The sequence below is a fragment of the Paraflavisolibacter caeni genome (genome assembly GCF_025628885.1).
In the GTDB taxonomy this organism is placed as follows: domain Bacteria; phylum Bacteroidota; class Bacteroidia; order Chitinophagales; family Chitinophagaceae; genus Flavisolibacter; species Flavisolibacter caeni.
This window is the reverse complement of record NZ_JAOTIF010000053.1, coordinates 1-15,497: the sequence shown is the minus strand read 5'-3', so window position 1 is coordinate 15,497 and position 15,497 is coordinate 1. Positions and strand designations below refer to the sequence as shown.

15 protein-coding genes are annotated in these 15,497 nt (G+C 38.4%); 7 read left to right on the top strand and 8 right to left on the bottom strand.

Features of this window, described 5'->3' with window-relative positions:
• Positions 1–305: 305 nt before the first annotated feature.
• Positions 306–1,754, bottom strand: coding sequence for an aminotransferase-like domain-containing protein (locus OCK74_RS27420; protein ID WP_279300319.1), 1,449 nt, complete (start codon positions 1,752–1,754; stop codon positions 306–308).
• An 87-nt stretch (positions 1,755–1,841) separates the two neighbouring features.
• On the opposite strand from OCK74_RS27420, the gene OCK74_RS27415 reads away from it, so the two are divergent.
• The 6 genes from OCK74_RS27415 to OCK74_RS27390 all read left to right on the top strand — a co-directional run bounded on the left by OCK74_RS27415 (position 1,842) and on the right by OCK74_RS27390 (position 6,280).
• The gene (locus OCK74_RS27415) at positions 1,842–2,747 is read left to right on the top strand and encodes a DMT family transporter (RefSeq protein ID WP_279300318.1); all 906 of its coding nucleotides are present in this window, start codon (positions 1,842–1,844) and stop codon (positions 2,745–2,747) included.
• Positions 2,748–2,777: 30 nt separating this feature from the next.
• Complete coding sequence (locus OCK74_RS27410; protein ID WP_279300317.1) at positions 2,778–2,975, top strand: hypothetical protein; 198 nt, start codon at positions 2,778–2,780, stop codon at positions 2,973–2,975.
• Positions 2,976–3,011: 36 nt separating this feature from the next.
• The gene (locus OCK74_RS27405; RefSeq protein WP_279300316.1) at positions 3,012–4,430 is read left to right on the top strand and encodes a B12-binding domain-containing radical SAM protein; all 1,419 of its coding nucleotides are present in this window, start codon (positions 3,012–3,014) and stop codon (positions 4,428–4,430) included.
• Positions 4,431–4,592: 162 nt separating this feature from the next.
• Positions 4,593–4,745: a hypothetical protein gene (locus OCK74_RS27400; protein ID WP_279300315.1), complete on the top strand. Its 153-nt coding sequence runs from the start codon at positions 4,593–4,595 to the stop codon at positions 4,743–4,745.
• A 745-nt stretch (positions 4,746–5,490) separates the two neighbouring features.
• Positions 5,491–5,823: a type II toxin-antitoxin system HigB family toxin gene (locus tag OCK74_RS27395; RefSeq protein ID WP_279300314.1), complete on the top strand. Its 333-nt coding sequence runs from the start codon at positions 5,491–5,493 to the stop codon at positions 5,821–5,823.
• A gap of 10 nt (positions 5,824–5,833) precedes the next feature.
• Positions 5,834–6,280: a helix-turn-helix domain-containing protein gene (locus tag OCK74_RS27390; RefSeq protein ID WP_279300313.1), complete on the top strand. Its 447-nt coding sequence runs from the start codon at positions 5,834–5,836 to the stop codon at positions 6,278–6,280.
• A gap of 250 nt (positions 6,281–6,530) precedes the next feature.
• Here the strand turns inward: OCK74_RS27390 and OCK74_RS27385 are convergent, their stop codons facing one another.
• From OCK74_RS27385 to OCK74_RS27355, 7 genes are all read right to left on the bottom strand, one after another.
• The gene (locus OCK74_RS27385) at positions 6,531–6,971 is read right to left on the bottom strand and encodes a PaaI family thioesterase (RefSeq protein WP_279300312.1); all 441 of its coding nucleotides are present in this window, start codon (positions 6,969–6,971) and stop codon (positions 6,531–6,533) included.
• A gap of 2 nt (positions 6,972–6,973) precedes the next feature.
• Positions 6,974–7,780 (bottom strand): SDR family NAD(P)-dependent oxidoreductase, encoded by an 807-nt coding sequence (locus OCK74_RS27380; protein WP_279300311.1) that lies wholly within the window; start codon positions 7,778–7,780, stop codon positions 6,974–6,976.
• 70 nt (positions 7,781–7,850) lie between these two features.
• A complete protein-coding gene (locus tag OCK74_RS27375) occupies positions 7,851–10,901 on the bottom strand; it encodes an efflux RND transporter permease subunit (RefSeq protein ID WP_279300310.1) in 3,051 nt (1,016 codons plus the stop codon).
• A gap of 12 nt (positions 10,902–10,913) precedes the next feature.
• Entirely contained in the window at positions 10,914–11,960 is a 1,047-nt protein-coding gene (locus OCK74_RS27370) for an efflux RND transporter periplasmic adaptor subunit (RefSeq protein ID WP_279300309.1), read from the bottom strand.
• 6 nt (positions 11,961–11,966) lie between these two features.
• Positions 11,967–13,304 (bottom strand): TolC family protein, encoded by a 1,338-nt coding sequence (locus OCK74_RS27365; RefSeq protein ID WP_279300308.1) that lies wholly within the window; start codon positions 13,302–13,304, stop codon positions 11,967–11,969.
• A 61-nt stretch (positions 13,305–13,365) separates the two neighbouring features.
• On the bottom strand, positions 13,366–13,983 hold the full coding sequence (locus OCK74_RS27360; RefSeq protein WP_279300307.1) for a TetR/AcrR family transcriptional regulator: 618 nt from the start codon (positions 13,981–13,983) through the stop codon (positions 13,366–13,368).
• A gap of 130 nt (positions 13,984–14,113) precedes the next feature.
• Entirely contained in the window at positions 14,114–14,464 is a 351-nt protein-coding gene (locus OCK74_RS27355; RefSeq protein ID WP_279300306.1) for a winged helix-turn-helix transcriptional regulator, read from the bottom strand.
• Between the two features lie 184 nt (positions 14,465–14,648).
• On the opposite strand from OCK74_RS27355, the gene OCK74_RS27350 reads away from it, so the two are divergent.
• Positions 14,649–15,404 (top strand): NADPH-dependent F420 reductase, encoded by a 756-nt coding sequence (locus OCK74_RS27350; protein WP_279300305.1) that lies wholly within the window; start codon positions 14,649–14,651, stop codon positions 15,402–15,404.
• Positions 15,405–15,497: the final 93 nt, after the last annotated feature.

Here is a 15,497-nt window from a genome sequence, read left to right as displayed (position 1 = left end):
AAAACTTATACTTTTTATTGAAAGGAAAAGAATTGGAAATGACGAAATGAAATACCAATCTAATCATATCAGGTATGCTGGTATAGAGGGATATAAAAAATAGAGACCTTTAAGGATCGTGCCATTTTGCTGTAAGAATGCTGAGCACAAGAAGTTAAGGACTCGTAACAAAAACATTACCTGATAAAAAATGCTTATGATCACTTATTCAACAAATAAGACTGTATTACTCGTTGATGACGACCCAGCTCTGTCTCATTTGGTAAAATAGATCAAGCAATTTCCAGTAAAGGATCTTATTTGGATTAAATCTTAATCATATCTTTTGCAAGCCTTCCCAATATCTTCAACGCATGTTCTATCTCCTTATTAAGGGGAGCACCATAACAAATGCGGATACAGTTAGTAAATCTTGCATCAGTACTGAATATATGACCCGGCGAAATACTGATATTGTACTTCAATCCAGATTTGAACAGTTCAAATGCATCTATCCTCTTATCCAATTCAACCCACAAAACGCAACCTCCTTTAGGCTGACTCACCTTTGTTGACTCAGGGAAATAATCTACTATAGCTTTTGTATACAGCAGGCTCTGGGTATACAACGCTTTCCGAAGGTTTCTCAGGTGCAGATCAAACCTGCCTGTTTCAAAGAAAAGGCCTACAGCCGCCTGGTTGGGCGTAGCAGATGATACAATATGCATCAATTTGATCTGTTTTACCTTATCAATAAATTTTCCTGGGATACACCAGCCTACACGGTACCCAGGTGCAAGTGACTTGGATACAGAGGCGCAAAGCAGCACCAGTCCTTTCTGGTCAAAACTTTTACAGGTTCTGGGTCTCTTTTTGCCAAAATACAATTCACCATAGATGTCATCCTCAATCAGTGGAATTTCTTTGGCGGCAAGTAGCTCTACAAGTCTTTTTTTCTTTTCGTCCGACATTTCACATCCTAATGGATTGGTGAAATTGGTCACAAATAAACAGGCCTTTATTGTTACCTTTTCTATTGCGTCAGCAAGATATTCCAAACTGATGCCCTCTTCAGGATGCGTTGGTATTTCCAATACCTTTAATCCAAGGCTTTTCATGACGCTAAAAATACCGAAGTAGGTAGGCGTCTCAATGGCAATGGTATCTCCTGGTTCCGCAACAGCCTTCAAACAAAACACCAATGCTTCCATACAGCCTTGAGTAGTCACCACATCTTTCTCTGTAATATTCCCACCCCAATTGAAGGCATACCTGGCTATTTGTTTTCTAAGCCTAAGATTACCCTGCGGATGCTCATAACCCATACAACTGTCAACACTCTCCCTGATCGCTTCAGCCATGGTCTTGCTTAGTTTGGCAACAGGAAGTAGCTCTATCGCCGGAACAGCTATTGATAACCTGATCAACCCTTCGGCATTAATATCCCGGTAAACCAGGGAAATAATATCATCTACACTGGCTTCTTCCGGTATTTTGTCTTGATCCTCTGTCTCGCTTGTAGGCCTGGCTACTCTTTTACGGAAAGAAACATAATAGCCCGATTTCGGACGCGCTTCTATCAGACCTTTGATTTCAAGCTGCGTGTAGGCGTTAAAAGCAGTGGAAAGACTTACGCCCTGCTCTTTGCTCAAAGCCCTTACGGACAAGAGTTTTTCACCGGTTTTCAGCACACCGTCCAAAATATTTTTCTGCAGTTTTTCTGCCAGCTGAACATATAAAAACTCCTCTTCAAGAGGTAAGACCTGAGCTTCCATGGCTAATCTGTTATGCCCAAAAATACAAAATCTGAATCTGTTTTTCCATTGCAAATACATTCACCTTTGACAAATCAAACGAAAACCATGAAGGAAAAACTGAAAGCATATTTCGCTCTGGCTTTTATCTGTATTGTTTGGGGTACTACTTACCTGGCAGCTCGTGTGGGCGTAAAAGATTTCCCTCCTTTCCTGTTTATGGGTATGCGGCAGACAATGGCTGGAATATTGCTGGTGTTGTTCTTATTACTATCAGGAAAAAAGCTGGTGCTCAGCTGGAGTCTATTCAGGCAGCAATTAATTCCTGGTCTTTGCATGATCACTTTCGGCAATGGAATAATAGGCTGGTCAGTACAATACATTCCGAGTGGCATGGCAGCACTCATATGCTCAATGATCCCGCTTTATATCATCCTGATCAATCTTATCATTGATCGAAAAGACAATATGAACTGGCAGATAACACTTGGAACTTTCCTAGGATTGGCAGGGATACTGGTGATCTTCAGGGATCATTTGGCAGAATTACAAAACAAAGAATACCTCGCAGGCATGATCATTACAATTGCCTCCTGTATCTCCTGGGCAGCGGGAACGATTTATACACAAAAAAATAAGAAAGGCTCTGACCCAATCTTAAATGCGTCTGTACAGCTTTTTACCGGTGGCGCTGGATTACTGTTAATGAGTATGCTTTTCGAAAGAAACGCTGAACTTCCGCCGATATCAACCAGCACTTTTCTCGCATGGATATACCTGGTTGTGATAGGATCTGTGGCGGCCTTTGCAGCCTACTTATATGCATTATCAAAATTACCTGTCGGACTGGTGACTGTTTATGCATATGTAAATCCTTTGGTTGCAGTGATCCTGGGCTTCATGATCCTGAATGAGCGTATCAACTTTTATACAGTTGTTGCCGCTGCGATTATCCTATGCGGGGTGTACCTGGTGAATACAGGGTATCGACTTAAAACAAATACTAATCAATAATCATTGATAACTTATTAAAGGTCTGACAGGATGAAAAACAAGCCAAAAACAAACGTGCAGATCATTGATTATAGCGATAAATACCAGGCCGCTTTCAGAGCACTGAACGAAGAACGGACATCAAAACAATATGCCATTAAATTTTTCAATTGTTCATTTCTCCCGCCATCATGTTTGAACAGCGCTGCTAAAAGAGAAACACACTACTCCCCAAAAACCATTTTGTAGCAATCAATATTATCCTTAGCTTGAGCTATATTCGTTATGCAAAAGAAAACAGTTGTTTTATATAATCCTAAGGCTGTTTTTTATACTATGCCGCTGGCTTTGCTGGCTATCGGTTCTTATCTTGATCCGTTAAAATATAATGTAGTAATTATTGACGGACGGCTTGAAAAAGATCCGTTGCCAAAGATATTCTCTGCGCTAAAAGATAATGCAGTATGCTTTGCTGTTACTGTGCTTACTGGTAGGCCAATAAAAGATGCATTGCATGTTTCAAGAACTGTAAAACAAAAATTTCCTGACCTGCCTATTGTTTGGGGCGGGTGGCACCCTTCGTTATTTCTTTTTGAAACTTTGCTGGAAGATTCGGTGGATATAGTTGTGAAGGGGCAAGGTGAAATTAGCTTTGCTGAGGTAATTCAGAAATTGATCAATAAAGAACAGTTAGCGGGGGTTAATGGTATCGGTTACAAGGTTGATAATAAAATCATCATTAATCCTGAGAGGCATCTGGCAGATATCAATTCATTCCTGCCTTTAAATTACAACCTCATCGATGTAGCTGCTTACATGCAACTTAGCGGAAGAAAGCAACTTGATTATATCTCTTCACAAGGTTGCCGTTTCCGTTGTGCTTTCTGTGCAGATCCGGCAATGTATAAAAGACGATGGCATGGTTATTTACCGCAAAGAATTGGTGAGGAGATAGATGAACTTTGGCAGCAGCACCATTTCGAACACGTACATTTTCAGGACGAAACTTTCTTTACTAACAGAGATCGAGTTAAAGGCGTTGCTGAAGAGTTCATAAAAAGAAAATTACCTATTAGCTGGTTTGGAACAATGAGAGCTGACCAGGGTGTAAGGTTGCCATTTGAAATATGGAGCCTCTGTAAAAAATCAGGACTCGAAAGAGTAATGATAGGCATGGAATCGGGCACTCAACAAATGCTTGATTGGATGCAGAAAGACATTAGGCTGGAACACATATTTGAAACTGCGGAACAATGCATTAAGCACGATATTGCCATTAACTTTAGTGTGATTGTTGGTTTCCCTAATGAGCCGAAAGAAAGTGTATCAGAAACGCTAGAAGTAGTAAAGAGGTTGAGAAGAATGAGCAGCGATTTTGTAGTGAACATTTTCTATTATAAGCCCTACCCCGGAAATAAAATAGCAGATGAGCTTGCAATTCAAAATTATCGTTTTCCCAAAGGTCTTGAAGAGTGGAGTGATTTCGATTATGTTGACTCAGGTAAGAGTGATTGGCTTACAGACGAACAGGTGCAGCATATTGAAGCTTTTAAATTTTATCAGCAGTTAGCTTGGAGTAAGCCAGTAGTGAGCAAATATGTTCTGCAACAAATCGCAAAGCTGAGGTGCAATAAAAATATATACGCATTCCCTTTAGAAAAGAAAATCGTCAGGTTCATTAAGCCGGTAAAACAAATGTCTTAAGAAATCTCCTTCACTTAAACGTTATCGTACAAGCCTTTTCATTGGTGACCCTTTAGATAAATGAAATCCAAGCATCTGTTATATTCACCACATGATCCCATTGCACTATTCAGACATTTACTTGGCTAGGAATCTGCGGACTCTTTCTACGTTAAGGCCGGTATGTTCGCAGAACTCGAAGATGGTGATGAGATCTCCTGGCTTTTTGTTGTACCGGCGAATCTGGGCAATGATCTTCCGGGCCGTGCGTTCCTTCTTGCCGATGATGTTGGTGATGTCTTGAGCAGAAATGAACATGAGAATAGGCTCTTCTAAAATTTATTATAGATGTCAACCTCAGAGCAAAGCCTATTTAAAGGAAAGGTGTACAATAGGCCGGCTCCTCAAGATGCAATAACCTGACCCTACTGAAACAACCTGGATGGATGGAAGGTGCATTCTCTATACACCCATATTCTTTTAACTCTTGCTAAATGTTTAATCATCTCTTCTACTCACCGAATCACGCATCCCAATTTGGAGCAAATTGATGCATTTCATGTAGAATCTAAAAACAAAAAAGCCTGAGAATCAGCGATTTGCAGGCTTTTGAGTTCTTTGATACGGTCTTTGTGCGGAGAGAGAGGGAATTGAACTCTGCTCCTATCCGACTGTCATTCAATATATTAGAAACGCGTAAAAGTCCGGGTATCCGAATTTTCACCCTCACCTTTCAAGAACTTCAACTCATAAGCAAATTTAATTTAATATCCCTAAAGAACAGAACTTGCACCCAATATTTTTAACATGGGAAAGCATGAATATGTGGTTCATCGAAACTTGTTTCAAAGACATACTCATGAATGACTCACGATTTTTTACAAGCCTCAAAGCCGCAAGGGTTCTATTCTGAACAAAAGTAGCAAAAGTTACATTTCTGTTTCTATCCTTCTTCATCGAGATTTACCTGCTCAATCGGTCTAATTGATTTTTGTACATTCGTGCCCCCTGATTAAGGGCTTAATGTTTCGAAAAATAGTTCACAAAAAGAGAACTATTAACCATTTATCCTTAACTTTACATGAAAGTTCATTTAATTCGAAAAGAAACTATTGAAGATTTCGTACTTAAAAATGCCCGAAGCAGGCCTTCTTTTGAAGAGTGGTTGGAAAAGTTAAGGTATGCAGACTGGGAAAAGCCTACGGACATACAAGAGACCTTCGGATCGGCTGATTTATTGGGTAAGAGTTCAAATAGGGTAGTTTTTAATATTGCAGGCAATACTTATAGAATGATCTGCAAGTATGCTTTCGGAGAAAAGCAAGTTCATTTGTTTATTTGTTGGATTGGGACACATACTAAATATGATGAACTGTGCCATGATGAAGAGCAATATACTGTGAGTTTATATTAATTATTCAATTATGGACACTTTAAAATACAAGATTATTAAAAATAAAACCCAGTATAAGGAGTACTGTAACAAACTGGAGGAACTTGTTTTTTCTAGCTCGAAAACAAAAGCCATTAAAGACGAAATTGACTTGCTTACGCTCTTAATTGAAAAGTGGGATACTGAACATAATACTTTTAACGAATTGAATCCTATCGAACTGCTTCAATCACTTATGAAAGACCATAACATGAAAGCCAAAGATCTGGCAGATTTACTAAAAGTGAGCAAAGGATATGTTTCAGACATTCTCCATTATAAAAAAGGATTGTCCAAGGAAGTGATCCGAAAACTGGCAGAACGGTTCAAAGTTTCCCAGGAAACTTTTAATCGTCCCTATAAATTAAGAGTCCCAGAGAATGCACTCTTCAAAAATGCAAGTGTAATGAATACTAAAAAGAGTCTAGTCATAGCTTAAATTTTTTTATCCAATACCCAACAAATATGCCTTCTGCGCTAACTGCAGACGATCTGTATATTGCGAGGCGCTTATTCCAATTGGAGATTCACAGGAGAAATGGAAAGGATTTCGAAAATTTTTTTTCGAAGACAATGCGTCTGCATAACCTGGAATTTGTTCAGGTTAAACCTCAAGGACAGTATACTTTTTACAACAAAGAAAAGATACCAAAATACCAAAATAAGAACGGTAAATAAGTGCCTATCCTTTAAAATGGAATTTTAATATCACTTGTTGCCAAATTGGAACTGGCCTGAGCAACTAATCTCTGTTTGTTACTAAAAACATCTGCTTTAATGTTGATAATTGATTTTCCTTGCTTAATTACTTGTGTGCGGACAATAACTATTTCACCTTCTTTAGCGGCAGTAAAAAAATCAACATTTAAATTAATGCTTGGATAAAAGCATTCTAACCCTAAGCAAAAAAAATTAATACCCATACATTCATCAATCATTCCACAAATTACCCCACCATGAAGCATTCCGACAGGATTCGTCATTTCTTTCCTTATCGTAAACTCTAACTCAACCGATTTTTCTTCTACAGAAACAACTTTTCCATACAGCCAATGCCCATATGGCGAGGGGCTACCTGTAAATTGCTTCCCTATAAAATCCTGAACAAATTTCAGTCTTGGGTTTTCCATGCTCATATTTTCGTTTTGTTTACACTTTTCAGAATTGCACCTTCAAATGCATTATATGCAAACCGTTGTAGCGTTAGGAAAAGCGATGTTCCTTTTCCAATTGGATAACTGAACCTGGGCTTTTTTTCATTTACAATTTTCATCACCGTATCTACTACTGCACCCGGCTCTGGTGCATTTTTAACTGCATTGCTGGTATAAACATCTATCTTTTGCCGGAATGTATCGTACTCTGAGATTTCTTCTTGGGATACTGTTGCATTTTCACCAAGATTGGTTTTAAAATATGTAGGTTCAATCATACTAACCCTGATGTTAAATTGGTTTAACTCAAATCGCAGAGATTTGAAATATCCTTCCAACGCATGTTTTGAGGCTGAATAGTAGGAAACATTCGGGTGACCGATTAAACCCAAAAAAGAACCCGTAGTAATTATTTTTCCCTGTTTTTGTTTTCTGAAATACGGCAATAATTCCTTTGTGAGTTTTACGGTTCCCCAAAAGTTTGTTTCAAATTGCTGTTTACCTAAATCAACAGGAGTTTCCTCGGCAAGCCCAGCCAGCAAGTAACCTGCGTTATTTATCAACACATCTAATTGTGAGATTCGACTGAATAGTTGCTTAACAAAAGATTCAACAGAGTTGTCATCAGTAATATCCAAGGCTAATAATTTGAAGGGCAATTTGGTTTGATATTTCTCTGGATTTCGGCTTGTTCCAATTACCGTATAGCCATCTTTGTGTAGCTTGCTGGCAACTAAAAGTCCAAAACCTGAAGAAGCCCCTGTTACTAAGATTGTTTGTTTCATTTTTTATTTTTTTTTATTATTTATTTGTAAACCAAAATGAATTTCTTCATGTCTTAAAGTGGTTGAAAGTTTATTCATTTTGAATTGAAGGCGGAATAAGTTTATACATTACCGGCGTTACAATTCTAGATAGTATTGTCGAGCTTATTAGTCCTCCAATTAATACAATCGCTAACGGTGCTATGAGTGGATTAGGGTTCAGGGCAATTGGAAGTAATCCGCATATTGCAGTTATTGAAGTAAGCACAACGGGCAGGAAACGCGTTTCACCAGCCATATTAATTGCTTCATCTATACTGTATCCTTCTGCACGAAGTTGGTTGGTAAAATCAACGAGCAATAGAGAATTTTTGACCTGAATACCTGATAACCCAATGAAACCAATGATGGAAACCAATGACATTGGGTTGCCGGTAAAAAGCAGGAATAACACACCGCCTAATATCCCCAGTGGTATGATCGATAACACAATAATAATTCCTTTAAAGGTTTTGAACTGTAATAGCAACACCCCTATAAAAAGAAATCCGCTAAGTAATATGACTGAAAGGAAGTTGCCGCCCAAAGCATCACCTTCTGACTCGGCTTCCCCTGATAATTTGTAATAATATCCAGAAGGCAATTTTAGTTTGTTAAGTTCAGGAACAATGTCTTTCAATATATCGTTCGCAAGCACATTATCTTTTGTTAATGAAGTTACCTTGGCAAAGCGGGACTTATTAAAATGATTAATTGCTGTAGGAGATGTCTCAAAAGAAATTGTAGCAATTTGATCAATTTGGACAGGAGTACCCTGAATGTTATTTACATATAGGTTCTTCAATGCGTTAAGGTTTGAAAACTTTTCCCTGGGTAGCGTGATGACTACATTCCGCGAATCACCTCTGTCGTCGATATAATCCCCAACGTTCAGTCCGGCTACAGCCATGCGGATTACTTTATCTACATCACTGGTGAGCACACCCAGTGTTCGTGCTTTTTCTTTGTCAATTTTAATTTTTACATCCGATTTGTATGCGTTTAATTCATTGTTTATATAAAATGTACCAGGATGTTTACGCAGAATTTCTTCTACTTTAAACGAAAGGGACCGCAATGTATCTTGATTCTCTCCAAATACTCTTACTACGATATTCGCTTCAATAGGGGTTCCCTGCTCGAAGTCTTTAACTTCAATTCTTGCATAAGGAAAATCCTTAAACTTATTCCTTAGCTTTTTAATTAAGTCTTTTTTCGATTCGGGACTGGCCTCCTCATCCATTTGTACAAAGACCTGGGCAAAATCCGGTTTAACATCCTGCTGGTGTACGTTATAATATATTTGGGGATTGCCTTTACCGACATTAGCTGTATAATAGACAATCTCTTTGTGACTTTTTAATTCATTTTCTACCAGTTTGGTCACACGGTCACTTTCAGGGATATCGGCCTGTAATGGCATTTTTATATTCACGAGAAACATGGGTTTTTCCGATGTGGGAAAAAGCTTAAAGCCCGTTAACGGGAATAATAGAAATGCAAGGACACTTAATCCTATTGATATGCCAATAGTCACTTTTGGCCATCTTAGGGCCACTGGCATCACGCGGCGATAAGAGAAGCTTAGAAATTTCTGCAAATTCCGTAGGAAGAAATTACCTTCACCGTGAGTGTGCGTCTTTAATATCCGGCTTCCAATAAAGGGTACCAGTGTTAGTGCTACTATCATAGACGCAAGGACGCTTGTCATCACTGCCATAGGCAAACTTCGGATGAATTCACCAGCAACATCAGGTAAAAATGCAAGTGGCAGAAACGCGATCACTAAAGTAGCCGTGCATCCCACAACTGCTACCCCGATCTGTTTGGTGCCTTTCAGAATAGCATCTTTTTTAGAATGACCTTCCCTGAGCCATCGCTCTATATTTTCTACGACAACAATACTATCATCGACCAATAGTCCCAATGCTACCACGAGACCAACTATGCTCAACTGATTCAGGGAGTACCCTAATAGGTTCAATGCGATCAGGCCTAATGCAAGTGAAAGCGGTATAGAAATCATTACAATAAGAGACGCTCGAAATCCCAACGGCAATAGTGTGATAACTACTAAAAGGATAGCTAATGCAAAGTCGAAGCCCAGATGTCCCAAGCGCTGCGAGACCATGTCAGCCTGATCAAAATTTTTGACCATTTTTATATTCGCAGGCAAGTCTTTACCGAATTCCTCCAGCACGGGCATGTACTCTTCCTTTACCTTGCTTATGTTTACATTATCCTTCATTGCAGCCGTTACAAGTACGCAACGATGTCCGTTTAGACGTGTGATATGACTCACGGTGCCATCTTTATAGCTAACATCGGCAACATCCTTCAGGTAGATTACTTTTCCATTAGCATTATAGATAACAGTGTTGGCGACATCTTCTACGTTCTTAAACTTACCGCTCGTCTTTACATTGAATACCTTACTGTCGAGATTGATGCTTCCTCCGGGAATATCCACTGCTTCACTTTGCAGGCTGCCTATTGCCAAGTTGAGGGGTATTCTCAACCGGGCGAGCTTATCCAGTTGCATATCAATTCGGATTTCCTGTTCTGGAATTCCAGCATATTTTACCTCTTTGAGGTCAGTTATCTTTTCCAACCGGGTTTTAAGTATATCCGCGTTGTCTCTAAGCGTTTTACCTGAAGCAGTATTTGAAACCAATGCAACCTGCAATATTTTTACATCGGAGGAAGAAATCTTTTCTGTTTTAATCAGGTAAATATCCTTCGGAAGTTCGCTGTTTTTTAAAGCGTTTATTTCTGTAGATATCTCTTGATACTTATTGTCTACATCGACACCATACTTGAATTTGGGTTGGAGCACAGCTACGCCATCCTCTACCGAAGTGAGTACCTTATCGATATTTTCAAGTCCGTATATTTTGTTTTCAATAGGTTTTACCACCTGTTCTTCCATATCCTTGGGACTGGTGCCTGGGTAAATAACAGTTATCAGATACTGCGGAGGATGGGTGGTAGGATCTTCCGAGCGGGGCATGGTAAAAAGTGTAAGCACACCAACCACCGCAACAAGAAGAAATATAATCAGCGTAAACTGATAATTCTTAACGGAAAAATTTGTGATCTTCATGTTCTTATTGGTTTACGGGATGATTTTGATGGTAGATTGTTCGTTGAGGTAGGCGCTATTGGAAATAACTATTTTGTCTATCCCATCAAGTCTGTCCTTTAGATACACCTTCTCGTTATCAAACTTTAGAATGGTAACTGGTATTTTTTTTACCCTATCCGTACCAATTGTCGTGAACACAAAGCCTTTGTCTCCATCAGGTTCCACTAATGAGCTATACGGAATAACAAGGGCATTTTCCTGTTGATTTGTTGCTATTTCAGCTTTTCCGAACATACCGACAGCAGGTACTACTTTACCTAGTTTTAACTTTAACTCTACCTGGAAAGAGCCGATTTCTCTGTCTGCAGCTTGCAACTTTCGGAATACGATGGCATTAAATGTTTGACCAGGATAACCATCTAATGTAACCTTAGCTGTTTGGCCAAGTTTGATCACAGCCCATTCCCGGTCTGTTACACCCACTTTGAGCAAGTAACTATCATTTTGTTGTGTTGAATTAGTAAGTAGTACTGGCATGCCGCCACCAATAACTTCTCCTTCACTTGCAATTTTTTTAGTTACAAATCCATCAGATTCAGCATAAATTTTTGAGTAACGCTCGTTAAAAGCTGTGGCCTCTTTGGATTTTTGGGCAACGTCCAATGCAGTCTTGGTGTTCTGTAATTGTTCCAGCGAATAAACACTATCCTTATAAAGATTAACAGCCCGTTTATAATCCCGTTGAGCTTTATCTACATTGAAGTCGGCTTGAGCCAACCCGGCCGATATCTCGGTCGAATTTAACGTTGCTAACAACTGGCCCTTTCGAAAAAACTGTCCTTCATCTACTAATATCCGACTAATGACTCCGCCTATCTTAAATGAATAATTTGCTTCATTTTCAGTACTGACCAAGCCGGTGGCCTGTATTATGTTGGGTACTTCCAACGCTGAGACAGGAGCAATCTTAACAGATATGATGTCTGGCTCGCCGAGTGGATTTGTGTTCTTGTGCTTTTCTTTGCAAGACAGCAACAAAAGTGTACATGCAACGATTGTTAATTGAATTTTATTCATGTTATTTTATTGTAGATTAAAGCTGGCATTAGCACGTTCAATAGCTGTAAATGATATCCACGTGTCGAATAATGCAATATTGGCCTGGAGTTGAGCATCTATCCACTGATTCTGGGCATCTAATAGTTCGATGTAGATAGCCATTCCTTCTTTATACAGGCGGAATATATCATTGTAATATTTTTGAGAAGAAACTACCTGAGATTGGGCTGCATTGTATTGTGCAATAGCAGCTTTGAATGAATTAGTAAAGGTGGTTAACTGCAATTTTAGTTGCTGTTCTACATAACTTGTTTGCGATTGCAGAACTTTCCCATCTGCTTCAGCCTGCCGTATTTTGTATTTATTTTTATTACCGGAAAAAATATTCCACTCCAGGGATATACCCGCCAGGTAATAGAATGATTTGTTGTTCACTTTAAAATCAAATGCTTGTGTGCCAAGGTCAACAAAAGAATATAGTTTTGGACGTTTGTACGATTTAGCGAGGGCCGTAATGTTTTGATTGATGGCAAGAGCCTCCTTTAATTTTACAAGTTCCTCTCTTTTGGCAACGGTGGTATCAGTTAAAAGCAAATCAACAGGAACAGCGTTAATGCTGTCTATGATTATTTCAGTATTCAAATCAGTATTCAATAGAAAGTTGAAATATGCCTTCGCATTATTTTGTATTTGTATTGAAGATTCAAGCAGGGCATTGTATTTGCTCACTTCATTATCACTTCTTACTACTGCTGTCCGGTTTACTTTTTGATTATTGAAAAGAGAAGTATTTACCCGTAGGTTTTCCTTTACAAGAGATAAAGCTGTTTGATAAATATTAACCGCTTCACAAGCCTGTAAATATTTGTAATAAGCATTTTTCACCTCTTTTACCAATTCTCTTTTATACAGGCTTATCTCAATTTTCTGCAGGTCGTATTGCTGTTTTTTTATTTTACGATTGTATTCAATTTCTGCATTCAAAATCGGGTATGTTGTTCTTATTTTGGCATCATAAAAATTGTTGGGGTTAAGCAATATGCTTTGGTTTTGCACCTGCGGAAAATTATTGGTTCCTGTCATTTGATTGAGCATCTTGTAAACAGGGTTTAATAAATTCCCCACAGGAAAGTCAATCTTTCTTCCACCATCTGCAACAGTGTAGGTAGCATTAAATCCAACTGACGGAAGGAATAATGACTTCGCCTCTTTTAAAACATACAAACTTTTAGTGAGCAGGAATTGCTGTTGTTTGATTGTTTCATTATTGTTTAATGCAGTTTTGATATAGGCATCTAAGTTGGTTTGTGCGTATGCCCCAATAACACGAAACAGTAACAATGTGATAAAAACTTTTTTCATTTTAGCGTCTTTTTGAACAATGGTAATTTATTGAACAATGTTCATTAATAAAGAAAAAAAATTACTTTTTTTCTATGAATTTTAAAAACTCATTATAAGCATCAGAAACGATAGTATCTGGATTCTTTAAAAGAACTCCTTTTGTACGAGCCCTTATTTCAAGACTGCATATGCCATGCATACAGCTCCATATCAGAAATGAAAGCGGCTCCAGATTATGTCCTTTGAAATACCCGGCACCAATACATTCCTGCACTGTTGTTCGCAATACATCAAACGTTGCGGCACCCTCATCCCATTCTTTTGCCTGGATGTCATTTAGAAACTCCATTGGTTCCTTTAAATTGAACATCAGGTCATATTTATCGGGATTGTCCATTGCATACTGGATATAAACCTTGCCCATCGCTTTTAACCGCTCCATTGGGTCTTTTACAGTATACAATACCCTGAATTGCCCAGCCAGTTCAGTAAAGCATTGTGTGTGCAGGGCATGAAGAATGGCATTCTTATCTTTAAAATAAACATATACAGTACCGATACTGTAATCAATGGCATCAGCAATATTGCGGATGGTAGTCTGCTCTATACCTTTTTCCACAAACAACTTCATTGATGCTTTTAATATCAGAGCTTTCAGTTCTTCCTTTTCCCTTGCCTTGCGTTCTGCACTGCTCATTGTTGGATAATTAGAGTGCAAATAAAATGAACATTGTTCATTTCGCAAAATTAATTTGTTATCATTAAGCTAAAAGCACAGCAGATTTGGCCTTAATTACAATAAAAGTATCATCCATTCAAAGTTGACATTATTTCTTTTGAATAATTTTTTTGCGGTGGTTTAATCCCCAATCCTTTAGGGAATAGATGATTGGAGTTAATGTATCTGCATAGGCTTCTAATTTATATAATATCTTAACTGGGTAATCATCTATTACCAGTCTCTTTAGCAGTTTGTGTTGTTCCAGTTCTTTAAGTTCTTTGGCCAAAACTTTTGGGGTTATTCCGGGAATACTGTCTTGTATATCAGTAAACCGCTCATTACCTACGCCCACAGAAATGATAATGGGCAATTTCCATTTGCCGTTAATTACGTCCAGCGTATCCCGTACAGGCTTTATCGTTTCAAGGCAATCACAGTATGCTTTTTTTATAGCCATAGCTCATTATTTTAATTTCGTTACTTTCCTTTGGGAAAGCACTATACAAAGGAAAGTAATATATTCTAATTTTGCAAAGCCGTCCGCAATGGTGGGTGACGGGTTTTAGAATGGAGAAAATAATTACAAAGAAGTATTAGAAAAGTGGTCAAATAATAATTATAAATTCTAAAAAAAAAAGAAGATGAAAATTGGAGTAATAGGTACCGGTGCTATCGGTGGTACAATTGCAAAAAAAATGGCTGTAGCTGGCCACGAAGTAAAGGTGTATAATGCTGAGGGACCTGATAGCCTTAAAAAAAGAGCTCAGGAACTTGGCGTCTCGCCTTCTGTAATAGATGAGATTGTAAATGATGTTGATGTCGTTATTTTATCCATTCCTACAAAAGCAATTTCTGATTTACCTAAAGATTTATTCGCAGATGTTTCCGAAAATGTAATACTTGTTGATACATCTAACTATTATCCGTTCCGTGATGGTGAAATAGAAGAACTCAAAAATGGAAAAGTGGAAAGCGTTTGGGTTGCAGAAACTTTGGGGCGTCCCGTGATTAAGGCTTTCAACAATCTGCTAGCCCACAGCCTGGAATTTGGGGGTAAACCTGAAGGCACAGAAGGACGGATAGCAATGGCTGTGTCAGGCGATGATGACAAAGCTAAAAAGATTATAGCTAACCTAATCAATGATGCAGGTTTTGACATTGTAGATGCAGGAAGTCTTTCTGAATCATGGAGGCATCAGCCTGGTACACCTGCGTATTGTACAGAATTGAATGCAGCAGAACTTAAACAAGCCTTCAATGATGGTATAAAGGAAAAAGCTCCAGGTTTAAGAGATGCTGCAATCACAAAACTTATGAGATATACAAGTCAACCATCTCATGAAGAGATATTGGAGCTGAATCGCTCATTGTTCCCTAAAAATCCAAAAGGCTTTTAAACTATTTCATTTTATGGTAAATCAACGAGCAAGTGCATATTGTTGACCGGATGGGATGTAAATAGTTTTGCTTTCTGATCTACTTATCATGAA